Source organism: Micromonospora sp. CP22 (genome assembly GCF_009712475.1).
Lineage (GTDB): Bacteria > Actinomycetota > Actinomycetes > Mycobacteriales > Micromonosporaceae > Micromonospora.
Window position 1 is genome coordinate 313,138 of sequence record NZ_VCJO01000005.1, and the last position, 24,141, is coordinate 337,278.

General features: G+C 70.2%; 25 protein-coding genes. 13 read left to right on the forward strand and 12 right to left on the reverse strand.

Going from position 1 to position 24,141, the window contains the following annotated elements:
- Nucleotides 1-101: 101 nt before the first annotated feature.
- From FF096_RS12245 to FF096_RS12255, 3 genes are all read right to left on the reverse strand, one after another.
- Nucleotides 102-605 carry a DinB family protein gene (locus FF096_RS12245; RefSeq protein ID WP_309223152.1) on the reverse strand — a complete coding sequence of 168 codons (504 nt, stop codon included), beginning with the start codon at nt 603-605 and terminating at the stop codon, nt 102-104.
- 213 nt (nt 606-818) lie between these two features.
- Nucleotides 819-1,421, reverse strand: coding sequence for a response regulator transcription factor (locus FF096_RS12250; RefSeq protein WP_155217417.1), 603 nt, complete (start codon nt 1,419-1,421; stop codon nt 819-821).
- Nucleotides 1,418-2,506, reverse strand: coding sequence for a sensor histidine kinase (locus FF096_RS12255; RefSeq protein WP_230462525.1), 1,089 nt, complete (start codon nt 2,504-2,506; stop codon nt 1,418-1,420). Before FF096_RS12255 ends, FF096_RS12250 begins: the two co-directional genes overlap by 4 nt.
- A 174-nt stretch (nt 2,507-2,680) precedes the next feature.
- Here FF096_RS12255 and FF096_RS12260 point away from each other — a divergent pair, with 174 nt between their 5' ends.
- From FF096_RS12260 to FF096_RS12270, 3 genes are all read left to right on the forward strand, one after another.
- Nucleotides 2,681-3,562, forward strand: a complete 882-nt coding sequence (locus tag FF096_RS12260) for an ABC transporter ATP-binding protein (RefSeq protein WP_155217421.1) — start codon at nt 2,681-2,683, stop codon at nt 3,560-3,562.
- A 22-nt stretch (nt 3,563-3,584) separates the two neighbouring features.
- The gene (locus FF096_RS12265) at nt 3,585-4,304 is read left to right on the forward strand and encodes a hypothetical protein (RefSeq protein WP_230462526.1); all 720 of its coding nucleotides are present in this window, start codon (nt 3,585-3,587) and stop codon (nt 4,302-4,304) included.
- An 81-nt stretch (nt 4,305-4,385) separates the two neighbouring features.
- On the forward strand, nt 4,386-5,069 hold the full coding sequence (locus tag FF096_RS12270; RefSeq protein ID WP_309223153.1) for a GPP34 family phosphoprotein: 684 nt from the start codon (nt 4,386-4,388) through the stop codon (nt 5,067-5,069).
- 25 nt (nt 5,070-5,094) lie between these two features.
- Here FF096_RS12270 and FF096_RS12275 read toward each other — a convergent pair whose 3' ends face one another.
- A complete protein-coding gene (locus FF096_RS12275) occupies nt 5,095-5,577 on the reverse strand; it encodes a hypothetical protein (RefSeq protein ID WP_230462527.1) in 483 nt (160 codons plus the stop codon).
- Between the two features lie 226 nt (nt 5,578-5,803).
- Here FF096_RS12275 and FF096_RS12280 point away from each other — a divergent pair, with 226 nt between their 5' ends.
- From FF096_RS12280 to FF096_RS12290, 3 genes are read left to right on the forward strand one after another with little or no spacing between them, the layout of a single operon-like run.
- The gene (locus tag FF096_RS12280; protein WP_155217423.1) at nt 5,804-6,310 is read left to right on the forward strand and encodes a DUF2231 domain-containing protein; all 507 of its coding nucleotides are present in this window, start codon (nt 5,804-5,806) and stop codon (nt 6,308-6,310) included.
- Entirely contained in the window at nt 6,307-6,840 is a 534-nt protein-coding gene (locus tag FF096_RS12285) for an Hsp20/alpha crystallin family protein (RefSeq protein WP_155217425.1), read from the forward strand. The genes FF096_RS12280 and FF096_RS12285 overlap by 4 nt, the downstream gene beginning before the upstream one ends.
- Before the next feature lie 8 nt (nt 6,841-6,848).
- Nucleotides 6,849-7,952, forward strand: coding sequence for a glycosyltransferase family 9 protein (locus FF096_RS12290; protein WP_309223154.1), 1,104 nt, complete (start codon nt 6,849-6,851; stop codon nt 7,950-7,952).
- A gap of 68 nt (nt 7,953-8,020) precedes the next feature.
- Here FF096_RS12290 and FF096_RS12295 read toward each other — a convergent pair whose 3' ends face one another.
- On the reverse strand, nt 8,021-8,887 hold the full coding sequence (locus FF096_RS12295) for a glycosyltransferase family A protein (RefSeq protein WP_309223155.1): 867 nt from the start codon (nt 8,885-8,887) through the stop codon (nt 8,021-8,023).
- On the reverse strand, nt 8,884-10,803 hold the full coding sequence (gene rfaE2, locus FF096_RS12300) for a D-glycero-beta-D-manno-heptose 1-phosphate adenylyltransferase (protein WP_155217427.1): 1,920 nt from the start codon (nt 10,801-10,803) through the stop codon (nt 8,884-8,886). The genes FF096_RS12295 and rfaE2 overlap by 4 nt, the downstream gene beginning before the upstream one ends.
- Nucleotides 10,804-10,949: 146 nt before the next feature.
- Between rfaE2 and FF096_RS12305 the strand changes: the two genes are divergently transcribed.
- Nucleotides 10,950-11,498, forward strand: coding sequence for a type 1 glutamine amidotransferase domain-containing protein (locus FF096_RS12305; protein WP_155217429.1), 549 nt, complete (start codon nt 10,950-10,952; stop codon nt 11,496-11,498).
- A 50-nt stretch (nt 11,499-11,548) separates the two neighbouring features.
- On the opposite strand, the gene FF096_RS12310 is transcribed toward FF096_RS12305, so the two are convergent.
- On the reverse strand, nt 11,549-12,040 hold the full coding sequence (locus FF096_RS12310) for an NUDIX domain-containing protein (RefSeq protein WP_309223156.1): 492 nt from the start codon (nt 12,038-12,040) through the stop codon (nt 11,549-11,551).
- A gap of 70 nt (nt 12,041-12,110) precedes the next feature.
- Between FF096_RS12310 and FF096_RS12315 the strand changes: the two genes are divergently transcribed.
- Complete coding sequence (locus FF096_RS12315) at nt 12,111-13,745, forward strand: fatty acid--CoA ligase (protein ID WP_196222520.1); 1,635 nt, start codon at nt 12,111-12,113, stop codon at nt 13,743-13,745.
- 189 nt (nt 13,746-13,934) lie between these two features.
- Here FF096_RS12315 and FF096_RS12320 read toward each other — a convergent pair whose 3' ends face one another.
- The 5 genes from FF096_RS12320 to FF096_RS12340 all read right to left on the reverse strand — a co-directional run bounded on the left by FF096_RS12320 (nt 13,935) and on the right by FF096_RS12340 (nt 18,585).
- Entirely contained in the window at nt 13,935-14,945 is a 1,011-nt protein-coding gene (locus FF096_RS12320; RefSeq protein WP_155217433.1) for an NADPH:quinone reductase, read from the reverse strand.
- 41 nt (nt 14,946-14,986) lie between these two features.
- Nucleotides 14,987-15,643, reverse strand: a complete 657-nt coding sequence (locus FF096_RS12325; RefSeq protein WP_309223157.1) for an HAD family phosphatase — start codon at nt 15,641-15,643, stop codon at nt 14,987-14,989.
- A gap of 78 nt (nt 15,644-15,721) precedes the next feature.
- Entirely contained in the window at nt 15,722-16,546 is an 825-nt protein-coding gene (locus FF096_RS12330) for a hypothetical protein (protein WP_155217716.1), read from the reverse strand.
- A gap of 213 nt (nt 16,547-16,759) precedes the next feature.
- Nucleotides 16,760-17,386, reverse strand: a complete 627-nt coding sequence (locus FF096_RS12335; protein ID WP_309223158.1) for an FKBP-type peptidyl-prolyl cis-trans isomerase — start codon at nt 17,384-17,386, stop codon at nt 16,760-16,762.
- A 200-nt stretch (nt 17,387-17,586) separates the two neighbouring features.
- Entirely contained in the window at nt 17,587-18,585 is a 999-nt protein-coding gene (locus FF096_RS12340) for a Ku protein (protein ID WP_155217435.1), read from the reverse strand.
- Between the two features lie 85 nt (nt 18,586-18,670).
- Here FF096_RS12340 and ligD (FF096_RS12345) point away from each other — a divergent pair, with 85 nt between their 5' ends.
- The 5 genes from ligD (FF096_RS12345) (at nt 18,671) to FF096_RS12365 (ending at nt 24,020) form a co-directional block, all read left to right on the forward strand.
- A complete protein-coding gene (ligD, locus tag FF096_RS12345; protein ID WP_309223159.1) occupies nt 18,671-19,612 on the forward strand; it encodes a non-homologous end-joining DNA ligase in 942 nt (313 codons plus the stop codon).
- A complete protein-coding gene (gene ligD, locus FF096_RS12350; protein ID WP_155217437.1) occupies nt 19,602-20,531 on the forward strand; it encodes a non-homologous end-joining DNA ligase in 930 nt (309 codons plus the stop codon). Before ligD (FF096_RS12345) ends, ligD (FF096_RS12350) begins: the two co-directional genes overlap by 11 nt.
- Before the next feature lie 60 nt (nt 20,532-20,591).
- Nucleotides 20,592-21,344 (forward strand): TIGR03089 family protein, encoded by a 753-nt coding sequence (locus tag FF096_RS12355; RefSeq protein WP_155217439.1) that lies wholly within the window; start codon nt 20,592-20,594, stop codon nt 21,342-21,344.
- A 227-nt stretch (nt 21,345-21,571) separates the two neighbouring features.
- Nucleotides 21,572-23,320: an Eco57I restriction-modification methylase domain-containing protein gene (locus FF096_RS12360; RefSeq protein ID WP_309223160.1), complete on the forward strand. Its 1,749-nt coding sequence runs from the start codon at nt 21,572-21,574 to the stop codon at nt 23,318-23,320.
- On the forward strand, nt 23,301-24,020 hold the full coding sequence (locus FF096_RS12365; RefSeq protein ID WP_155217441.1) for a PaeR7I family type II restriction endonuclease: 720 nt from the start codon (nt 23,301-23,303) through the stop codon (nt 24,018-24,020). The genes FF096_RS12360 and FF096_RS12365 overlap by 20 nt, the downstream gene beginning before the upstream one ends.
- Nucleotides 24,021-24,141 lie beyond the last annotated feature (121 nt).

Here is a 24,141-nt window from a genome sequence, read left to right on the forward strand (position 1 = left end):
TGAGAATCGGCCAAGGTCTATTGCGGGCACGGCTGCGAGGTTGCGACAAATCAGTCCCAGACAAGTTTGCGCCCCTCCGACCTCGGTCCGGTTACGGGCTGTCAGCGGCCGGTGGAACCGTCGATCTGTTCCCGAAGGATGTCCGCGTGGCCGGCGTGCCGGGCCGTCTCCTCGACCATGTGCACGAGCACCCAACGCATGGTTGGCGGGTCGGTCTCGCGAAGGGAACGTGCCCCCGGACGGGACAGGTCCGTACAACCGCGCACGATCTCGTTGGATCGGGCCACCGCGGCTCGATAGGCGGCTATGAGTTCCGCTGCGGTTTCCGCGGCGTCCGGTGGTGCCTGGTCGTCTGCCAGGGTCACGCCCTCACCGAGGTAGGCCCAGACGAACCAGTTGCGTTCCACAGCGGTGAGGTGTTTGACGATGCCGAGCAGGCTGGTGCCGGACTTGACCCCGGCCCGGCGGGCTTGCTGGTCATCGACACCTAGCGCTTTGGCAACCACGGCCTCGCGCAGGTAGTCGAGAAATGCGACCAGGGTGGTTTTCTCGTCGGCTTCGATGCTCGGCGGGCGAAGATCGCCCCGGGGTGCAGAAGCTGGCACTCGCCAACCCTACGCTCACGGGAGCCACGCCTGCCGGGTCTGTGCCGCCGGGACGCCGCCGTACGACGAGGTCGAACGGCCGGGCGCGGCGTCCACGTAGCCGATCCGTGTCGCGGCCCCACGTGATCGCCTCGACAGGGCGAAAACCTCCGCCCACATACGACTAGGCATGGCGGCAGCAGCGCACGCTGGCGCAGTTCGGTGCGCGGCGACTCACAGCCAGTCGTGTTCCCGGGCGTAGCGCGCGGCCTCGTGGCGGGTGTGGGTCTGCGTCTTCTGCATCGCGCTGGAGAGATAGTTGCGCACGGTGCCCTGCGCGAGGTGGAGCCGGGCGGCGATGTCGGCGACCGAGTAGCCCTCGCCGGTCACCCGTAACACGTCGAGTTCCCGCTCGGTGAGTGGGCAGTCGTCGATGATGGCGAGCGCGGAGACGTCCGGGTCGATCCACCGGTGGCCTTGGTGCAGGGTGGTGATGACCGTGGCGATGTGCGCCGGTTCCGCGGATTTGCTGACGAAGCCCTGGACACCGAGCTTCAACGCCCGGCGCAGCACGCCCGGCCGGGCATGTCGGGTCAGCATGAGGACCACCTGCTCCGGTCGGACATGGCGGATCTGCGTGATGGCGCCCAGGCCGTCGACACCGGGCATCTCCAGGTCGATGACCAACACGTCGGGCTGGAGGCGCAGGGTTGCCTCGACGGCGCTTTCACCGTTCGAGGCTTCGGCGACGACGGTGATGTCGCCTTCGAGTGGCAGCAACGCGGCCAGCGCCTTGCGGAGTAGTGCCTCGTCGTCGGCGAGCACGATGTTGGTCATCGATCGTCCTTCCGCTGCCCGCCGGAGGGCACCTCGGCCCGGGACGGCGGGAAGCTGGCCGCCGTCAGAAACCGTCCGTCCTGCTGTTCGACGGTCAGCTCGCCGCCCTCACCTGCCACCCGTTGCCGGAGTACGGAGAGCCCTTTGAGCCCGCTTAGCGCGTCGCCGCGTACACCGTCGTTCACGATGGCGATGCCGGACTCGGAAAGCGTGATCTGCACCTGGGTGGCCTGCGCGTGTCTCAGGATGTTCGTCGTGGTCTCGCGGAGGACCTGACCGAGCAGTTCACTGTTGCGCGGACCCACCTCGGCCTCCCGGGTCACCCGGACCCGGATACCGGCGGCCTCGAAGAGGTTCTTCGCGTTCTCGATCTCCGCCGAGAGGTTGAGCCGGCGTTGCGCGTACGCCAACTCCTTGGTCTGCGTGATGGTGTCACTGACCAGGGCGTACGTCTCACGTAGTTCCTTCTCGGCCTGCTCGGCGTCGCGGAGTACCAGCTTCTGGGCCAGCGCGATCTTCAACTTGACCACGTGCAGCGTGTGGCCCTGGATGTCGTGCAGATCGCTGGCGAAGCGGACACGTTCGCGGATGACCGCGAGTTCCGCCTCGCGTTCCCGGGCGTGATCGAGTTCCCGGATGAGGTCGTAGAAGCGCTCACCGACGACCGTCAGCACGGTCACCGCGATGGTGAGGGCCGTCGGGACGAGGACGTAGCTGATCAGGACGCCGCGTACGTCGTCCTGCTGCACCAGCAACCGTGTCGCGCCGACGGTGGCGACGTAGGCGAAGATCCCGGCCGCCGCCAGCGCCCGACGGCGCGGTACCTGGCGTAGGGCGAGCGACCCCACCGCGCAGAAACCCCAGTAGGCGTTGGGGCTGCCGGTCAGCAGAACCCCGAGCGGCCACACCACGGCAGCGACGATCAGGCATGGTCGGGCGACCCGGGCTAGGTCGTCCGCCGTCCAACGCTCGAAGGCCACCAGCGCGGCCACGGCACCGGGTGCCAGGACGATGAGGTGCCACCAGGTGTGCACGTCGACGGCCAGGAGGACCACCGAGGCGAACACGACCGGCGGGAGTGACATCACGAGATTGAGCCGGCGCAGGCGACTCTGCGTCGTCTTGGTGAAGGCCGGTGAACTCGAAGTCACCTGCCCAGTATTCTGCCGATCGGGCTCGGCAGGCAGTGACACCACGTCACATGGGGTCATGACATGACGCCCCTGAACGACCGGCGCGACCGCTGCTGTCATTGGGGCATGTCCACCACACCAGTCATCGAAGTCGAACGTCTCAACGTCAAGTACGGCGACTTCCACGCCGTAAAGGATCTTTCCTTCGAGGTTCGGCGCGGCGAACTGTACGCGCTGCTCGGCACGAACGGAGCGGGAAAGACCTCGACTCTGGAGACCATCGAGGGGCACCGGAGACCGAGCTCCGGCACCGTGCGCGTCTTCGGGCGCAGCCCGGTCGAACGCGACGTGGTACGTCCCCGGATGGGCGTGATGCTCCAGGAGAGTGGTTTCTCCCCGGATCTCACGGTGCGTGAGTCGGTCCGTCTGATCGGCAGACTTACCCGGCGTACCGACGACGTCGACCGGGTGCTCGACCTCGTCGACCTGACCAGCCGGGCCGGCCGGAAGGTTGCCCAGCTCTCCGGCGGGGAGAAACGGCGGTTGGATTTCGCCACCGCCGTCTACGGCACCCCGGAGCTGATCTTCCTGGACGAGCCGACCACCGGCCTGGACATCCAGTCACGGGACCACCTGTGGGCGACCGTGGACCGGCTCCGCGAGAACGGCTCGACCATCGTGCTCACCACGCACTATCTGGAGGAGGCGCAGCAACGCGCCGACCGGATCGGGCTGATGCACGACGGCACCTTCTACCGCGAGGGAACGGTCTCCGAACTGACCCGTACCCTGCCGGCCGTCATCCGCTTCGCGCTGCCACCGGCGGCACCGGCGTTGCCGTTGCACTACGTCATGGACGGCGACGGCAAGGTGGCGATCGAGACCTTCGGCCTCCAGAAGGACCTGCACACCCTGCTCTCCTGGGCGCAGGAGCACGCCGTGGAGTTGCGGGACCTGGAGGCCGGAGCCACCCGACTCGACAACGTGTTCCGTTCGATCAGCAGCTGACTCGTCTCCGAGAGGATCTGCCGTGTTTTCCATCGCTTTCAGTGAGTTGATCCAGCTTTTCCGCAACCGGCTGGTGCTGATCACCAGCTTCGTCATCCCGGTCGTGGTCTCCGCGTACTTCGTCCGCCAGCACGAGACCTTCGCCGACCTCGGCAGCCTCGGCTACATCGCGGCGATCGTGCTGTTCACCGTGGCCGCGTTCGGGCTCTACACGACGACCGTTACCACCCTGGCGTCCCGCCGGCAGAACCTCTTCCTCAAGCGGCTGCGCTCCACGGCCATCGGGGACTCCGGCATCGTCGCCGGGCTGCTGTTGCCCGCCACGGTCGTCGCCGTGGTGCAGGTGGTCGCGATCCTGACCGCGTTGGCCATGGTGGCCGGCGGACCGGCCAACGTTCCCCTGCTGGTGGTGGCGGTGCTGGCGAGCCTGGCCATGATGATCGGTCTGGGCCTGGCCACCGCCGGCCTGACGAACTCGCCCGAGCACGCCCAGGTCACCACCCTGCCGGTCACCCTCGGCGTGATCGCCGTGACCAGTTGGGTCGGCATCAGCGGCACCGAGAACCTCACCGTGCTCAAGCGACTGCTGCCCGGTGGTTCCGCCACCGAGCTGGCGATGAACGCCTGGAACGGCGGTGTCGCCGTGACCGACTCCCTGCGCCTGCTGGCACCGACCCTGGGCTGGGTGATCGTCGCCGTCGTGCTGGCCAGCCGCCTGTTCAGCTGGGAACCCCGCCGCTGAGGCGACAGGCGCGTCGCCGTTGACCTCGACCGTCCGTTCAACCAGACACATGACCCGAAGACGTACGACGAAGGAGCTGCGGTGACCACCGAGACGAAGCAAACCGGCACGCCGACTCTGGTGGATGACCTCCTGCTGCTGCTGTTCCAGCCGAGGTCGGGCAGTATCGCCGGAGAGAACACCCTCTTCTACGTCCTCGCTGGAGCCGTACTCGCGGATCTTGCTCTCGACGGTCAGGTGGCAATGGCGGACCGGCGCAAGGTGAGGGTCGTCGAGGGTCGTGCGCCGTCGGATGACCTGCTCCGGTCGGCGTGGGACTACCTCTCCGAGAAACCCCGAGGCGTGCAGACGGTACTCGCCGCGATCGGCCCCGAGCTGCGCAAGCCGGTGTTGGAGCGGCTCATCGAACGCGGCGACATCACCCGAGAGGAACGTAAGATGCTCGGCCTGTTCCGTACGACAGCGCTGCGCGACGGTGGCAGCGGACGCCGCGCGCGCCTGCTGGAGCAGGTCCGGCAGGTCCTCGTGGCCGGCGCGGAACCGTCGGCCCGGGTGGCCGCGCTCGCGGCGCTGCTGTCGAGCAGCGGAACTCTGCCCGAGTTCGACCGCGACATCCCCTGGACCTCACGCGTGGTCACCCGCGCCAAGGAACTGGAGCAGGGCAACTGGGGAGCCGGTGCCGCAGCGGAAGCCGTGACACGCACCATGACCGCCACGGTCGTCAACAGTGTCGTCGCCGCCACCTCGGTGACCCCTCGTAGCTAGGACGTCTGCCGATGCCGTGGGCGGGTCAGCGGGCGGGGACCACTTCGACGACGCTCATCCCGGTGTTCGATAGGTCGCCGTCGGTCACCGTGGTGACCAGGTTGTAGAAGCCTGTCCCGGCGTCGGTGGGGATCGCGATGGTGCTGACGGGGCGATGGCCGGGCTCGCTGGAGGCGCGGACCGTCTCGGCCTTGAAGGTGGCCGGTCCGGCGGGCCCGGCGCTCGACTCCATCGCGGCCTTCAGCGCCTCCACTGTCGCGAACGGTCCGGTCAGCTCCGCTTCCAGGTCGACCGGACGTGGTGGCGCCGTGGACTGCTCACCCGACTCTTCGACGATCCAGTGCAGGGTGAACATCTGCCCCGGGGCGTACAGCCTGTCGATGTCTGCGGTCTCACAGCAGGTGTACGTCACCGGCGGAGCCATCGGTGTCTCGGTGCGTACGGTCACGCACCCGGTCAGGGGTGGCACGACGAGACAGGCCACGAGCCAGGCGCGGGACAGCTCCATGCCGGGGATCGTAGGTCCAGGTGGCAACGGCCTGTCCGGCCCGCCCGGCTGGGCAGCGGGTGCCATCTCCACCGTCACTGGGTGGCTTCCCGTGGAGTTGACCGTGGTGGACGGCACCCGGGCAGAAGACCGCCACGGGCAGTGCGGTCGCGGTCACTCGTGAGGTTTGTCCCCCGGCGACCCGGGTACCGCCCACCGAGCGTCGGAGAGCAGTGGAGGCCCGGAGATGGAGAGTCGGCTCAAGATCCTGGGGCACCCCGTCCATCCGATGCTGGTGATGTTTCCGTTCGCCCTGCTCGTCACCGCCGTGCTCTTCGACGTCATCGACACGGTAGGTGGGCCGGACTTCCTCGGCGAGGTGGCGTACTGGAATCTCACCGTCGGCCTGATCGGTGGTCTGCTGGCGGCGGCAGCGGGCACGTTCGACCTGTTGGCCATCCCTTCGGGCACCAGGGCCAAGCGGGTGGCCCTCACCCACGCCGCCGCGAACGTCGCGGTGATCCTGCTCTTCGCCGCCGTCTGGGCGGTACGCCTCAACGCCGACTCGCGGGGTGCGGGCGGGGCGTTGATCGCGATCGAGGTGGTGGCGATCGGCATCCTCGGCGTCAGCGGTTGGCTGGGCGGTGAACTCGTCGACCGCCTCGGTGTCGGGGTCGACCGCGACGCGGGCCTTGACGCGTCGAGTTCACTGCGGCCGGCGGCCGCCAGTCAACGGATGGGAGATCTGCGATGACCAAGCCGGGACGCGGTTGGCGGGGCGGGCAGCAGGGCTGGGATCCGATGGGGGAGTTGCAGTCGCTGCGGGCCGAGCTGAGTCGGCTGGTCGGCGGTCGGCCGGGCCCACCCGAGGTGGAGTTGGGTGAGACCAACGACGGCTGGGAGGCGATCGTCCGGCTGCCCGGTGTCGCCCCGGAGGAGGTCGCGGTGGAACTCGACGACCGCGAGCTGTGCGTACGGGCGCGGACGGAGGCCGAGGTCAACGCCGACCACGGGATTCCGGGCGGGTTCGAGACCCGGGGTTTCGAGTACCGCGTGCAGTTGCCGTCGCGGGTGGACCCCGATGGCATCGACGCGGTGATGGATCACGGTCTGCTGCGGGTACGTCTGCCCCGGGCGCACCAGCCCGCGCCGCGCACCATCACCGTCGGCCGCACCGGGCCGCGCTCCGCCGACCGTTCCGGCGGTACGCGGGGCGGCCTCGACCCGGCGGCGGACCGGGAACTGCACCAGCCGGACGTTGTCGCCGACGGCTCCGACAGGTAGCGCCTCCGGTGGCACCGGCACTGCTGGAGGAGGCTGCCGAGCGGGTGCCCGACGTGGCCCGGATCGCCGTGCTGCGGGCCAACGCGCTCGGTGACTTCATCTTCGTACTGCCCGCGTTGGAGGCGCTGCGGGCCGCGTACCCCCGGGCGGAGATCGTGTTGCTCGGCGCGCCCTGGCACGCGCAGCTGTGGCGCGATCGGCCGGGCCCGGTGGACCGGGTTCTGGTGGTGCCGCCCGCCCCGGGGATCCGGACGGCGACCTCGGGTGAGTCCGAGTCCAGCATGGTCGACTTCCTGGCCGCCGCCCGCGCGGAACGCTTCGACCTGGCGCTGCAACTGCACGGCGGCGGTGCCAACTCCAACCCGCTGGTGGCGGCGCTCGGCGCCCGGGTCACCGCGGGCCTGCGGGCCGAGGACGCGCCGCCGCTGGACCGCTGGCTGCGCTACGTCTACTACCAGCACGAGGTGATCCGCTACCTGGAGACGGTGGCTCTGGTGGGTGCCGCCGCCACCACGATCACCCCGAGGCTCACGGTCACCGACGCCGACCGGGCCGAGGCGCGGACGGTGCTCGGCGAGCCGCAACGGCCCCGGGTGGCCCTGCATCCCGGCGCGACCGACACCCGTCGTCGGTGGCCCGCCGACCGCTTCGGGCAGGTGGCCCGGACGCTGCACGCCGACGGGTACGAAATCCTGGTCACCGGCACCCCTGCCGAGCAGGACGTGGTCGACCAGGTCGTGGCGACCGCCGGTGTGCCGGTCCGGCCGCAGGTGGGCACGCTCAGCCTGGGTGGGCTGGCCGCCTGTTACGCGGGCTGTGAGCTGGTGGTCTCCAACGACACCGGCCCGCTGCATCTCGCGGCTGCCGTCGGCACCCCCACCGTCGGCGTCTTCTGGGTCGGCAACCTGATCACCACCGCTCCCGTCCTGCGTGGACGGCACCGGCCGATCACCTCGTGGACGGTGCACTGCCCGGTCTGCGGCGTGGACTGCACCCCCGGCATCTACCCGCACCGCCCGGGTGACGGCGACTGCCCGCACCGCGACTCCTTCGTCACCGACGTGCCGCTGGCCGAGGTGCTCGAAGCCGCCCGCGAACTCCTGCTCCGTTGAAAGGAAGGGCACCTTGTTAACGCCTGGTGTATAGGAAGGGGCCCTTGCTAACCAACGCGCCCGCGTGCTCAGGCGTCCGGGTCGGCGAGGACGACCTCCCACGCCTCCACGTCGCGTTCGGTGACGGTGGTCGGTGACTCCAGGTGGTACGCGCCGCTGGGCAGTACGCCGGCACCACCGTGGCGCGCCAGCACGGCGAGCTGTGCGGCGACGTCCTCGCCCTGATGCCGGGTCGGCACCCGCTGCCAGAAGTCGAAGCCGCCGGAGTCGACCAGCTTGGCCCGGTCGTAGAGCACACAGCCGCCGACCCAAGAGACCCGGTACGCCCGCCACTCGCCCGCCGTCAGGCGCAGCGACGCGGTCACGTGCAGCAGGTTCGCCGCGGAGTGGATCTGTGCCCGGTCCCATTCGGGGGTGCTCGGTCGGATCCGTTCCGGCGTGGGCCGACCCACCCACTCCTGGTAGTGCCGGTGCGTTTCCGGCCGTACGTCGTGCAGGTAGGACAGCCCGTGCACCGCGTTGCCGACGAAGCCGCAGCCCAGCTCGTCGATGGCGGTCACCATTCGGCGCAGTGTCCCCGGTTCCAACCAGACGTCGTCGTCGAGGAAGAGCACGTACCGGGCGGCGGAGTGGGTGAGCAGGAAGTTGCGGTGTTCGGCGAGCCCTCGTCGGGGCAGCCGCCGGGTCAGCAGCACCGGATGTCCTCGGTGCCGCAGCGCCCGGACCATGGTGGCCGCCGCCGGGTGGGCGTACCCGGGTTCGCCGTCGGACTGGTCACTGACCACCACACCGAACCCCGGCACCCCCTCCTGGGCGGCGAGCCCGGCGAGGGTGACGGCGAGTTCGGTGGGGCGGTTGCGGGTGGGGACGAGCACGTCGACCTGTCGGTCTACGCGGAACTGCGCGGGCGTACCGGCGTCGAGGGGTCGGTTCACGGTGCCTTGCCGGTCAGCGGTGGCGTGTCCGCACCGGTCGTGGTTGTCGTGCCGGGGATCTGCACCCCGGACGCGGGCACCGTCGGCCCGGTTTCCGTACCGGTCACGCCGTCCTGACCGTGGGCGCGGATCCGGTCGATGATGGCCGAGGTGGAGCGGTCCGGCACGTATCCCAGGGTGCGTACCTGGCCGCCCAGCCGCTGCACCAGCGGTGCCTCCGGCACCAACTCGGGCGGATAGTCGCCGCCCTTGACGTAGATGTCCGGCCGGACGGCCTCGATCAGGGTGGCTGGCGAGTCCTCCTCGAACACCACCACGTGGTCGACGCAGGCCAGCGCGGCGAGCAGGGCGGTGCGGTCCTCGATCGGGTTCACCGGCCGGTCGGCTCCCTTCAACCGGCGTACGCTGCCGTCCGAGTTGACCGCCACCACCAGCAGGTCGCCGAGCGCGCGGGCCTGTTCCAGGTACCGCACGTGCCCCCGGTGCAGCACGTCGAAGCAGCCGTTGGTGAACACGATGGAGCGTCCGGCTCGCCGGTGCTCGGCGACGATCTCGGTCAGGGACCGGGTGTCGACCAGCACCTGCCGGCCGTCGGGTGTCGGGCGGCCCAGCGCGGCCAGCAGGTCCTCGCGGCGGCAGACGCAGGTGCCGGTGCCGGCGACGGTGCTCGTCGCGGCGAGCTGGGCCAGTTGGGCGGCGGTGGACAACGGAGCGTCGGCGGCCAACGCGAGGGTCATCGCCGCCAGGTACGCGTCACCGGCGCCGACGGTGTGGCTGGCCGGCACGGGTGTGCTGTGGCTGCGGGCGGGCGTACCGTCGGCACCGCCGACCACCGCCCCTTCGGTGTCCAGGGTCACCGCCACCACGTCCGCGCCGGTGTGGGCGCGCAGTTCGGCGAGCCGGGACTCGGCCAGCACGGCCCGGTCCACGCCCGCCCCCGCCTCGGCGTTCACGGTCACCCCGGTGCCGGTCACGCTGAGCCCGTCGCGGGTCAGCGCCACCCGGCTCTCGCCGGGGGTGGGTTCACCGATGGGCCCGTCGGTACGCCGCATCCCGGCCCCGCCGGGGGCGGTTCCCACGGTCAGTTCGGAGGGCCCGTCGGCCGGGTCGACCTCGGGATGTTCCAGGTGCAGCTCATGGCCATCGGTCGGCGTGCTGTCGTCGGTCGGCGAGGCGGTGGCACCGGCCGGGTCGGCGGGAGCGACCGGCTGCGTGGTCGACGCGACGGTGCCCGCGTGGGCGAGCAGCCGGGTGGCCTCCGCGAAACTCGGCGTCACCACGGTGGGCGCGAGCCCTCGCCAGTCGGCGAGGTCGTGGGCGTCGAGCGCGACCGTGGCGTACCGGTGCCGGTTCTCGACCAGCCAGGCGCGGACCGGCGCGGGCAGCGCACCGAGGCCGTAGTCGCAGACCACCAGGGCGGGGACTTCGCCTCCACTGGCCGCCCGCAGTTCCTCGCTCGCGCAGTCCAGGGCGGTCAGCAGGCAGTCCACTCCCACGTCGCTGAGCGGGTCGTCCGGGTCGCCGGAGTCCTCCCGCAGCAGGATCTGGTCGTCGGCCAGCATTCGGCGTTTCACCGGCGTCGGGCGTCCGGGTTGGCTGACGGTACGGTCCCAGACTCCGGCCCGGTCGAGACAGTCGTGCAACTCGTCACCGGCGGCGTCGGCGCCGACGGGTGCCACCAGCACCGAGCGTCCGCCCAGGGTGGCGATGTTGACGGCGGTGTTGGCGGCGCCGCCCGCCGCCGAGATGCGGCGACGCAGGGTGAGGACCGGGGCGGGGGCCTCCCGGCACAACCGGTCGGAGTCGGCGAACCGCCACTCGTCGAGCATGGCGTCGCCGATCACCAGGACCGGACGCCCGAGCCAGCTCTGCACGACGTCGGCGAGCCGGACCTGTTCCGCTGCTGCTCGTGCCATGCCGGCGGTTCCCCTCCGGTCGGCGGGGTCAAACCTGCCGACCGGGCACCTGCTGGCCGCGACGTGCGGTGGGCCACCGCCGCGCCGCGTTTCGTGACGTCGGCGGCGGGAACGGTTGTGGACGAACCCCCGGAGAGGAGTACGAGATGGCAGCGACGTTGCAGGGTAAGCGGGTCGCCTTCCTGGCCGCCGACGGTGTGGAGGAGGTCGAGTACGTGCAGCCGCGTCAGGCCGTCGAGCAGGCCGGCGCGACCGTCGAACTGGTGTCGATCAAGCCCGGAAAGATCACCTCCTTCGAGCACCTCGACCCGTCCACCACGTACGAGGTGGATGTCAGCGCCGCCGACGCGGACCCCGCGCGGTACGACGCGCTGGTGCTGCCCGGCGGGGTGGCCAATCCGGACTTCCTGCGTGCCGACGCCGACGCGGTCCGGTTCGTGCGGTCCTTCTTCGATGCCGGTAAGCCGGTCGGGGTGATCTGCCACGGCCCGTGGACGCTGGTCGAGGCGGACGTGGTGCGGGGTCGCCGGATCACCAGTTGGCCCAGCCTACGCACCGATCTGGTAAACGCCGGTGCGCAGTGGGTCGACGAGGAGGTGGTGACCGACAACGGGTTGGTCAGCAGCCGCAAGCCCGACGACCTGCCGGCCTTCTGCGCCAAGATCGTCGAGGAGTTCGCCGAGGGACGGCACTGAGTCCTCCGGTGGCTTCGCCCGCCTGGGTGAAGCCACCGGCGGCTGCGGCGTCACTTCAGGATCAGGCGGTTGGTCTGCTCGAAGACGTCGAGGTCGGCCAGGGTTTCCGGAACGCTGGCCGAGAGCGGCTGGGGCAACGCCTCGCGGTGGAAGAAGCCCGCGTCGATGGTCTCGTCGGTGACCCTGGTCAGCCGACCGTCCCACTCCTCGACCCGGAACGCGGTGGTGAAGATCTGGTAGGTGTGGCCGTACATGTTGGTGTGGGTACGGTCCGGGCCGGTGTAGAGCGCGAAGGCGCTCACCCGCAGCGCCCGTAGCCCGGTCTCCTCGCGTACCTCCCGCACGGCGCAGTCCGCGATCGACTCGCCCAGTTCCATCGCGCCCGCGGGCAGCGCCCACTGGCCGTTGTCGGAGCGGCGGATCAGCAGGACACGTGCCGAGTTGTCCCGCACCACGGCCCGCGCACCGACGAACATCAGCGTCCGGTCGCCGGCCAGGGCACGCAGTTGCCCGACGTACGAATCAGCCCAGGAGATGCTCACCCGGACAATTTACGGGGGTTCCCAACGTGTGACCGGCGACACTACTTTGTTACCCATGCGTAGCACGATGATGGACGCCCCCCTTCAGGTCTCCCGGATCCTCGAACACGGCGCCACCGTGCACGGCACGGCCGAGGTGGTGACGTGGACCGGCGCCGAGTCACGACGCAGCACGTACGCGGAGGTCGGCCGAGACGCCGCCCGGCTCGCCCACGCCCTGCGGGCGGAGTGCGGGGTGACCGGTGACGAGCGGGTCGCCACCTTCATGTGGAACAACACCGAGCATCTGGTGGCGTACTTCGCCGTGCCCAGCATGGGCGCGGTGCTGCACACGCTGAACATCCGGCTTTTCCCCGACCAGGTCGCCTACATCGCCAACCACGCCGAGGACCGGGTGGTGCTGGTCGACTCGACGCTGATCCCGCTGCTGGCGAAGTCCCTCGGCGCCATGACCAGCGTGCGGCACGTGGTGGTGGTCGGTGGCGGCGACTCCGCACCGCTGGTCGCGGCGGCCGGTGACCGGATCACCGTGCACCACTGGGACGCGCTGCTGGCCGGGCGGCCGGAGACGTACGACTGGCCTGAGGTGGACGAGCGCGACGCCGCCGCCCTCTGCTACACCTCCGGCACCACCGGCAACCCCAAGGGCGTCGCCTACTCGCACCGCTCGATCTACCTGCACTCGTTGCAGATCTGCCTGCCGGAGGGGTTCGGGCTGGCACCGACCGACCGCGAGTTGGCCATCGTGCCGATGTTCCACGCCATGTCGTGGGGGCTGCCGTTCGCGGCCTTCCTCTCCGGCGCGTCGCTGGTGATGCCGGACCGCTTCCTCCAGGCCGCGCCGATCGCCGAGATGATCGCCGCCGAGCGGCCGACCCTGGCCGGGGCGGTGCCGACCATCTGGACCGACCTGCTGGCGTACCTGGACCAGAGTGGCACCGACGTCTCCTCGCTCAAGGAGGTGATCGTCGGTGGGTCGGCCTGTCCGCCGTCGTTGATGCACGCGTTCGACGAGCGACACGGCATCGACGTGATCCACGCGTGGGGGATGACCGAGATGTCGCCGCTGGGTTCGGTGGCACGCCCACCGGCCGGAGCGGTCGGGGAGGACGCCTGGCGCTACCGCTACACACAGGGTCGGGTGCCGGCGGGGGTGCGGGCCCGCATCGTGGGTCCGGCCGGGGAGCCGCTGCCCGCCGACGGCACCTCCGTCGGCGAGTTGGAGGTCCGTGGGCCGTGGGTCACCGAGCGGTACGTCGGTGACGACGCGCCGGACCCGGAGAAGTTCCGCGACGGCTGGCTGCGGACCGGGGACGTGGGGACCCTCTCGGCGGACGGGTACATCACCCTCACCGACCGCGCCAAGGACGTGATCAAGTCCGGTGGCGAGTGGATCTCCTCGGTGGAGTTGGAGAACGCGTTGATGGCCCATCCGGCGGTGCTGGAGGCCTGCGTGGTGGGCGTACCGGACCAGCGGTGGGACGAACGGCCGCTGGCGACGGTGGTGCTCCGGGAGGGCGCTTCGGCGACCCCGGAGGAGCTGCGCGACTTCCTGGCCGGGTCGGTGGCGCGCTGGCAGTTGCCGGAGCGGTGGGCGTTCATCGAGGCGGTGCCGAAGACCAGTGTCGGCAAGTTCGACAAGAAGGTGGTGCGCGCCCGATACGCCGAGGGTGACCTGGATGTGCGGGAACTGGCCACGCCGTAACGTTTTTCGGCGCATCATCGCCATTGGGAGTAGTGGCCTGCATAGACCTCTCTCCGGTGGGCGGCCCCGGCGTTCGCACCGCGCCGGGGCCGCCCGTTCCTTTGCGGGGCGACCCGCAAAGCCAGTATTGCGAAACTTGTTCGCCTCTGTCCGGCGGACGGCGAAAAACTCCCAGGTCAAACCGCCTGCCTAGCCGGCGGCGTTGAGCAGCACCTTGCCCACCGCCGCGTCCTCCACCGCCTGATGCGCGTCGGCGGTCGCCGACAGCGGGTAGCAGTGCAACGGCAGACCGGCCTCCTCACCCACCCGGATCCCGCCCTGTGCGGCAGCCGCCGCGACGTCCACCAACGCCTGCGCCTTGGCGGCCTTCGGCATGGTGTAGACCAGCACGAACTGCCAGCGGGCATTCGGTGCCATCAGCGGGCGGATCGGCAACGTCACCTCGTCGCCACCGTCGTCGGCGTAGACGCAGACCACCCCACCCGGGCGCAGCAACTGGACGTCGGTGGCGACGTTACGCGCGGGCGAGACCTCCACGATCCCGTGCACCCCGTCGGGTGCGATCTTGCGGACCTCCTCCACCACGTCCTGTGCGCGGTAGTCGAAGACCGCCGTGGCACCGGCCGCCGCAGCCAGCTGAGCCTTCTCGGGGCTGCTCACCGTGGCGATCACGCAGGCGTCGGCCCAGGCCGCCAGTTGGATCGCCGCGTTGCCCACCGCACCGGCTCCGCCCTGCACCAGCACCGTGTGGTCGCTGAGCGCACCCGGGCGCAGGCTCTTCGGCAGATACTCCCCGGCGGTCAGGCACCGGTGCGCGGTCAGGAACGGAATGCCCAGGCAGGCCCCCAGTTCGAAGGAGGCGCCGCCGAGGCGTACCGCCTGACGGACCGGCACCACGGTGTACTCGGCGGCGGTGCCCCAGGGACGCTGCCAGGCGGCCTCCCAGAGCCAGACCCGCTCGCCGATCAACTCCTCGTCGACGCCGGTGCCGACCGCCTCGATCACCCCGGCGCCGTCCTGGCCGGGCGTCTGCCAACCGGCCGGCAGTGGGCCCTGCCGCCGCGACTTCCAGTCCGTCGGATTCACCCCGGCCACCGCGATCCGCACCAGCACCTCACCCGGACCGGGCTGCGGCACCGGCCGCTCGACCAACTGGAGCACGGAAGGGTCACCGGTGCGCTCGTACACGATCGCCTTCATGCCACCGACCGTAGGCGGGCCGGAGACCGTCCGGTGGCGGTTCAGCCCAGCCGGTCGACGACCTCCGGGGTCAACTCGTCGATCGACTCCAGCACCGTCGCGGCCAGCCGTCGAGCGTCGGCATCCAGCGGGTACGCCCCGTGTGGCACCGCCACCACCGCCATCTGCGCGGCAGCCGCCGAACGCACTCCGTTGGAGGAGTCCTCCACCGCCACGCAGCGCGTCGGGTCGAGGTCGAGCCGCCGCGCCACGGTCAGGTAGACGTCCGGTGCCGGCTTGCCCCGCTCGGTCTCCTCGGTCGACAGGGTGGTGCGGAAGGCGTCGGTGAGGTCGGTGGCGGCCAGCGCCGCAGCGATCAGCCGGGTCGGCGAGGAACTGGCCAACCCCAGCGGCCACCGCTCGGCCAGCCTGCGGACCACGTCGACCGCGCCGTCGATCACCGGCACCCGGGCGGCGTACCGGCGGGCCATCTCCTCGACCACCTCGGCGGCGACCTGGTCGGCGGTGCGCCGTACCCCCAACTCGTCGCTGAGGTACCGGGCCCACTCGCCGGTGCTCATCCCCATCAAGCGGCGTTGGGTGTCGTCCTGCCAGACGCCGCCGTGTTCGGCGACGTACGCCCGCCGAACCTCCTCCCACACCGGCTCGGAATCGACGATCACACCGTCAAGGTCGAAAACCACCCCGTCCACCGTCACACCCCCATCCTCCCCCGCCCGCGTTGATCAAGAAGTTTGCGTCGGGGACAGCGATCAAAAATGACGAAAACTTCTTGGTCAACTTGTCAGGGGTGGGAGGCCGATGGGGCTGCCCGGCGGGATCACGGTGTGGGCGGCGCGGGCGATCGGGTCGAGCAGCTCGCGCAGGCGACGCGTCCGGTCGGGGCCGAGCGCCACCCAGGGGCGGGCGGCGGCGAGGTCGGTGGCGTCCTCGATCGCCTGGAAGGCAGCCCGCCCATGCTCGGTCGGCTGTTCGTCGGCGTCCAGCCAACCACGGGCGGTCAGCCGCTCCCGAGCCTGCGCCCACTCCTGCTCCGACCAGCCCCGGCCGAGCAGGTTGGCCGGGGACATGTCGACCGCGACCCGCCAGGCCAGCGTCTCCACCGGGTCGAGGTCGGCGGCGACCAGTGCCGCCACGTGCCCGTCGCCCCGATGCTCGCGCAGCGTCGTGGCGGCCTGCCAGAGCCGGGCGAGCGGGTACTCACCGCGCGGCAGTGCCGCATTCGCCGCCCCGAGCACCCGACCGGCCGTCGCGAGCCCGTCGGTCGCCGCCTCAAGCAGGTCGGCGGCCTCCACGAGGTGCCGTTCCGGCAGCTCGTAGGTCAACTCGGCGAGTGCCTGCACCGCCCCGGTCAGCCGGGCACGCAGCGCCTGGTCCGGTTCGGCCAGTTGCCACACCGCTGGCAGCGCCCGGCTCACCATGTGCGGGGCGAAGCTGTAGAAGGCGGCGATCACCGGAGCCGGACCGGTCGGCCCGAGCGGGGCGGCTCGACCGGCGAAGTATCCTCGCCAGTAGCCGCGCAGCCCGACCGCCTCGTAGGCGGCACGGGCGCGCGGATGGAAATAGGTGACGGCGTGCACCGGTTCGTAGTGCGTCCACATCGACCGGGCGGTCCGCCCCTCGGCGTCCTCTGCCGTCACGTGCACCTCCGCGTTCGCTTCGACCAGCGCCCGGGTCGATGCCCGGGACGCCGGTCGAACCTACTGCCGGTCGGTGACCGTCCGGAAGCCATCTGTGGTGAACGGCATCGATGTTTCTGGCACCCCGGCCTCGGGCCACGGAGGCCACGGGCCACGGAGGCCTCGGGTCGAGCGTCACTCGGCGCCGAGCACGTCCACCACGAAGCGCAGCGGGCCCGCCGGACGGCCGCCGCCACCCTCTCCGTACGCGTCCTCGGCCGGGATGTCGAGCTGCACCCGGCTGCCCACCGTCACACCCACCAGGCCCTTGTCCCAGCCGGGGATGACCTGCCCGACCCCGATCGGGAAGGTGGCCGGCTGCCCGCGCTCCCATGAGGAGTCGAACTCCTCGCCGCTCTCGTAGAACACCCCGACGTAGTTGGTGGTGATCGACTGACCGGCCTGGACCTTCGGCCCGGTGCCCTCGATCAGCGGGGTCACCGTCAGCTTGGCCAGCTTGCCCTCGCCGCCGGTGACGGTCGGCTTGCTGCCCAGGGCCGGGTCCGCGCCCTCCGGCAACTGCGGCGCGGGTGGCTCGTTGGCGGTCTCCGTGGGAGTGGACGGCGTGCCGGCGGCCTGCTCGGGGGCTTCGTCACCACCGCGCTGGCCCACCATCACGAACACGGTGATCAGCACCGCCACGACTGCGATCGCGGCGAACGCGCCGGCCCAGGCCTGCCGACGGCGCTTCGCCTCCGCTGCCTTCTGAGCCGCCAACTGCTCGGCCAGTCGACGCCGCGACTTGGTCTCCTGCTCGCTCACGTCCTCGACTCCCTGCTGAGAGGTGTGGGGGTGGTCCGGCCACGGGCAGCCGTCGCCGACACACGGTACCTGGTATCGGACGCACTTCCGACCATCGATGGCCCACGGATAGGCGGTGGTCGCGTCGATCGTGACGTCCGGGTCACTCCGGGGCCGCCGGGAGTCGTGTTCGCGCGGGCCGAGGTAGGGAATCGCCGGGATTAAGCGGACTTGCGCGGAGTGGCCTTCTTGGTGGTTTTCTTCTCCGCGGTCTTCTTGGCCGGTTGGGCCTTCTTGGCGGTGGTCTTCTTCTCCGCGGGCTTCTTCGCGGGCGCCTTCTTGGCCGGTGTCTTGGCGGCCTTCTTCTCCGCCGCCTTCTTCTGGGCCGAGCGCGCCGACGAGATCGGGGTGGGCTCCGCGCCCCCACCGGCCGGTGCCTCGCCGCGGGCCGCCCGCGCCCGCTCCACGGACGCCTTGAGTGCGGCCATCAGGTCGACCGCGGCGGCGGGGGCCTCCTCCGCCTCCTCCGGCTGGACCACCTCGCGGCCCTCCACCTTCGCGTCGATGACCTCCTGCAACGCCGCCCGGTAGTCGTCGGTGAACTCGTCCGGATGGAAGTCTCCGGCCATGGAATCGATCAGCGAGGTGGCCATCGCCAACTCCGGCGGCCGAATCTTCAGATCCTCGTCGAGGAACCCGAAATCCGGCTTCCGAATCTCGTCGGGCCAGAGCATCGTGTTCAGCAGCAGCACGCCGTCGCGTACCCGCAGGGTGGCCAACTGCTCCCGCTGGCGCAGCGCCACCTTGACGATCGCCACCCGCTCCGAGTCGGTCAGCGCGTTCCGTAACAGCAGGTACGGCTTGGTCGCGGTGCCCTCCGGCTCCAGGAAGTACGCCTTGTTGTAGAGGATCGGGTCGACCTGCTCGGCCGGCACGAACTCCAGCACATCGATCGCGTGGGAGGTGCTCAACGGCAGTTCGGCGAAATCCTCGTCGGTGAGGATGACCATCTCGCCGCCGCCGAGGTCGTAGCCCTTGGCGATGTCGTCGTAGCTGACCTCCTCGCCGCAGACCTGACAGGTGCGCTTGTACCGGATGCGCCCGCCGTCGGCCCGGTGCACCTGGTGGAAACGGATGTCCTTCTCCTCGGTTGCGGAGTACAGCTTGACCGCGATCGAGACCAGGCCGAACGACACGGCACCTTTCCAGATGGCCCGCATGCTGCGCTCCCTTCCCCGGTATCGACCATGCTCGCATCACAGCGAACCGGGCGCGAGGTGTTCTGCCTGCTACTACAGTCGTTCTGTGCCCGGCGCGCCGTTCAAGCCGATGCTCGCGGTGACCGGGCAGCTTCCGACCGGTCCCGGGTGGGCGTACGAGTTCAAGTGGGACGGCGTACGCGCCCTGGCGGACATCGCCGCCGGACGGCCGCGCCTGTACGCCCGCTCCGGGGTGGAGATCACCACCGCCTATCCCGAGTTGATCCCGCTCGGGGAGCAGGTCGACGACGCCCTGATCGACGGCGAGGTGGTGCTGTTCGACCAGGCCGGGCGGCCGTCGTTCACCGCACTGGCGGAGCGGATGCACGTGCGCAACGCCGCGAAGGCGGCCCGGCTGGCGGCCACCGTCCCGGTCACGTACATGATCTTCGACGTGTTGCGGCTGGCCGGGCAGGACCTCACCGGCTGGCCGTACGCCCGGCGTCGGGAGACCCTCGACGGCCTGGGGCTGGGCGCGGCGCGGTGGGCGGTGCCCCCGGTCTTCTACGACGGCCCGGCCACCTACGAGGCGGCGGGTGAGCACGGGCTCGAAGGGGTGATGGCCAAGCGTGTCGAGTCGACCTACCGGCCGGGGGTGCGTTCACCGGACTGGGTGAAGGTCAAACTGGAGGTGACCGGCGACTTCGTCGTCGGCGGCTGGCGACCCGGGGCCCGGAAGATCGGCGGGCTGCTGGTCGGCGTGCCCGGCCCCGACGGCCGACTCGTCTACCGTGGTCGGGTCGGTGGCGGCATCGGGGCGGCCCTGGAGCGGGAGTTGCTGCGTGAGCTGGAGCCGCTGCGCACCACCGCCTCGCCGTTCTCCGGAGATGTGCCACGCGAGGATGCCCGGGGCGCGATCTGGGTAACTCCCCGGGTGGTGGTGGAGGTCAAGTACGGCCAGCGCACCCCGGACGGGCGACTGCGCTTCCCCCGGCTCCTGCGGATCCGCCCGGACAAACCGGCCGAGGAGGTCGACGATGCCAGCTGACCGGGTCCAGGTCGAGGTGCAGGGCCGCACGCTGGAGCTTTCCAACCTCGACAAGGTGCTCTATCCGCAGGCGGGCTTCACCAAGGGCGAGGTGATCGACTACTACACCCGCATCTCCCCGGTGCTGCTGCCGCACCTGGCGGATCGTGCCCTGACCCGGATCCGCTACCCCAACGGCGTGGACGGCAACTCGTTCTTCGAGAAGAACGCCCCCGCCGCCACCCCCGAGTGGGTACGCACCGAGACGCTGCCCGCCCCCGGATCGAGCAAGGGGCGGGAGACCATCGACTACGTGGTCGCCGACGACCTGCCCACCCTGGTCTGGCTGGCCAACCTCGCCGCGCTGGAACTGCACACCCCGCAGTGGAAGATCGGTGCGCATCCCGACCTGATGGTGGTCGACCTCGATCCGGGGGCCCCGGCCGCGCTGAAGCAGTGCTGCCAGGTGGCGCTGCTGCTGCGGGACCGGCTGGCCGCCGACGGCCTGGACGCCTACCCGAAGACCTCCGGCAAGAAGGGCATGCAGCTCTGCTGCCCCATCTCCGGCACCCAGTCCGCCGACGACGTCTCCGACTACGCGCGCGGCGTCGCCCAGGAGTTGGAGCGCGGACACCCGAAGCTGATCGTATCCAAGATGGCGAAGAACCTGCGCTCCGGAAAGATCTTCATCGACTGGAGCCAGAACAGCGCGGCGAAGACCACGGTCGCGCCGTACTCACTGCGCGCGCAACCCCTCCCGTCGGTGTCGACGCCGCTGACCTGGGACGAGGTCGCCGCCGGTGCGGCAGGTGAACGGCCGGCGACGAAGCCGTACACCGCCACCGAGGTCCTCGCCCGCGTCGACGAGCACGGCGACCTCCTCGCCCCGCTCCTCGACGGCGGCCCCGAACTGCCGCCGCGCGCACCGACACGACGGTGAACGGCAGCGACACGCCGGCCCGCTCGACAGTACGGGCAGCAGGGAGGTAGGACAGTTTCCATGCCTGTCGAGCTGCCCGTGCTCTCCGCCGTCCGCCCTGCCGAGCGGGATCAGCCACTGATCACCTACCTCGACCACCGGAGCGGACACCGCCATCAGGTGACCGCCGCCGAGCTGGGCGAATGGTCGGCGCGGGCCGCCGGGCTGCTGCGGGACGGTTGCGGCCTGACACCGGGCAGCCGGGTGGCGGTGCTGCTGCCGCCGCACTGCCGTACCGCTGCGGCTCTGCTGGGCGCCTGGGCGGTCGGGCTGGAGGTTTCGTTCCGGCCGCGCGCCACCGCCGGGCTGCCGGTGCTGGAGCCCGGCGGCGATCGACCGTACGACGTTGTCCTGGTCACCCCGGAACGGCTCGACGACTGGTTGGAGGACGTACCCGACGGGCTGCACCGTTACCTCGTCGGCGCCGGGCCGGAGCCGCTGGCCGCCGTGCCGGCCGGTTGGCTCGACTGGTCGGTGGAGGTGCTGCGGCACGGTGCCGCCCCGGCCGACCGCCCCACGCTGCGGGCCACCGACCCGGCCAGCCCGGACGGCACCACCTACCACGAGTGGGGTCAGGTGGCCCAGGTCGTCGCCGAGCAGCTCGACCTGCGGGTCGGCGACCGGCTGCTGGTCGACGTCGCCGAGCACGATCAGCCGCTGAAATGGTTGCTCGCGCCACTGGCGGCCGGTGCGTCGGTGGTGCTCTGTGCCAACCTCGACCCCGCCGACCGGGACGCGGTCGCCGCCGCCGAGCAGGTGACCCGGATCCTCTGACCCACCAGGCATCCGGTCCGTCATCCCTCGTCGACCCTGTTGATCAGGTCGACGGCGGCTCGCATGGCTGCTTTGCCCCTTGTTGTCGAGGTGCTCATGACGTGCGCCCTGGTGAGCGTGGACGCGTCCTTCGATGCATTCGGGCGGAGCGATCCAGTCCTGAGCTCCGATACCCTTCGGGGTGCGTCGTGCCACTTCGGGCCAGGTTCTCGCAGCGTGCTGGTGGGGTGACTGTCGGCGGGGTGCCCTATGCTCGCTGCGTGAGTGCGGTGGCGCGGCAGACAGGGCAGCTCATGCTCGGTGAGATCCTTGCGCCGCCGACGGCGATTCCGGTGGAATCCGTCGAGCACGGCGAGGTTTTCACTCGCCGTTGGGTGGTGGATCTGATTTTGGACCTAGCCGGGTACACCGCTGATCGTGATCTTGCATTGCTGGTGGCGGTCGAGCCGGCCTGCGGGGCGGGAGCTTTTCTGGCCTCGATGGCTGCCCGGGTCAGTGCTTCGTGTCGCAAGCATGACCGGTCTCTGCTGGACGCGAAGCACGCGGTGCGTGCCTTCGACCTGCTGGCGCCCAACGTGGCGGCGAGCCGCCAGGTCGCCCGGGACGTGTTCGTCGAGGACGGCTGGCCGCTACCCGAGGCCCGCGAGGTGGCAACGGCATGGGTACGGCAGGGTGACTACCTGCTGGATGCGTACGTCGATGTCGGTGTCGATCTGGTGGTGGGCAATCCGCCGTACGTCCGGTTGGAGGATGTGCCGGCGGACCGCATGCTGGCCTACCGCGCCGCGTGCCCGACGATGACCGGCAGGTCGGATCTGTATGTCGGTTTCTACGAGCGGGGGCTGCGTTCCCTGAAGCCGGGCGGGGTGCTGGCGTTCATCTGCGCCGACCGGTGGATGCGCAACCAGTACGGGCGGCAGTTGCGAGAGCTTATTGCTGCCGGCTACAGCGTCGACGTGACGGTCACCATGCACGATGTCGACGCGTTCGAGGAGCAGGTCTCCGCCTATCCAGCGATCACCGTGCTTCGGCATGCCTCCCAGGGTGCGGCAGTGGTGGCCGATGCCCGGCGAGGCTTCGCGGCTCCGGATGCCCCGGAGTTGTTGAAGTGGGTCGCCGATCGGGAGTCGAGGCCGGGGGCGGACGACCGGTACGAGATTGCACGGCTACCCCACTGGTTCGACGGCGGCGACTCCTGGCCGGCAGGGTCGCCCTCACGGCTGGCGCTGATCGAGGACCTGAACGACCGCTTTCCGCCGCTGCAAGACGCGGCGACCGGCACTCGGGTCGGAATCGGGGTAGCGACCGGTGCCGACAGCGTCTTCATCACCACCGACGCGGACGTCGAGCCGGAGCGGCTGCTGCCGCTGTCGATGGTGCGTGACACGACATCGGGAACCCTGCGATGGTCCGGTCACTACCTGGTCAACCCGTGGAATACGGACGGGCAACTCGTCGACCTGGATGCCCTGCCTCGCCTGCGGGCCTACTACCAGAGGCACGCGGCGGCCCTCAAACGGCGGCACGTTGCCGGCAAACAACCCGCCCACTGGTACCGGACGATCGACAAGGTCGACCACTCCCTCATCGAGCGTCCGAAACTGCTGTTTCCCGACATGAAGAACGCCATGCATCCCGTCCTGGACGAGGGTGGCTGCTATCCGCACCACAACTTGTACTACATCGTTTCCGACACCTGGGATCTCCGGGTCCTAGGTGGACTCCTGCTTTCTCGTGTCGCACAAGCCTTCGTGGAGGCTTACGCCGTTAAAATGCGTGGCGGCACCCTTCGATTCCAAGCCCAGTATCTGCGCCGGATCCGCGTACCCCGACCCGAGGCCATCTCCGCTGCGGACCGGGCTGCGCTCGCCGCCGCCTTCGACAAGCGGAACAGCCGGGCGGCGACGGAGGTTGCCCTACGGGTGTACGGGATCGACGAGCCGGGAGACCTGATCGATGGACCAGCGGGCGTTTGAGGAGGCAATCCGTAGCTCCTGGGTGGTTCGAGAGTCGCAGGCCGCGAAGAAGCTGCTGTCGGGCAGAGCCGATACCGGAGGACGTGGCGCAGTCACCGGTGGTGCGCATCTCGACGCTCTGACTGAACTGCTGGCGAACGTCTTCCGCGATGCTGGTTTCCCGCCCGACGCGGTGCGTTGCAAGTCCGGCATCGAGCTGCCCGGCTATTTCCGGCCCACAAAGCAGTGGGACCTCGTCGTGCTTCACGAGGAGGAGCTGGTTGCGGCCATCGAGCTGAAGTCGCATGTCGGCCCGTCTTTCGGCAACAACTTCAACAACCGCAACGAGGAGGCGATCGGTAGCGCCGTCGATCTGTGGCGAGCCTATGAGCATGGTTTACTCGGCCGGCTGCGGCCGTGGCTCGGCTACGTGCTCCTGGTCGAAGAGGCGAACGGGTCGACGCGCAAGGGCAAACCAAGGAGCGGTACGTTGCCTATCGACCCTGTCTTCTCCGACACCTCTTACCTGGACCGTTACGCGATCCTCTGCAAGCGGTTGATAGACGCAGGATTGTACGACGCCACGTGCCTCGTTACATCTTCACGGGAGCCGGACGCACCCATCCGCCAACCCGACCCGGAGATCGGGTTCGTCGCCTTCGTCGGATCCATCGCCGCCCGCATCGAGAAGGTCGGCGTACCCCGGCCGAGGCTCAACTGAACCCACCTATGCGGAATGTGGCGGTGTTGGGATGGCGTGGACACCGCCCACGCATCACCAGGTTGCTCAAACACGCCGACGACACTCGTGGCGGCATAAGCCCGGACCCGTAGCCGGAGCC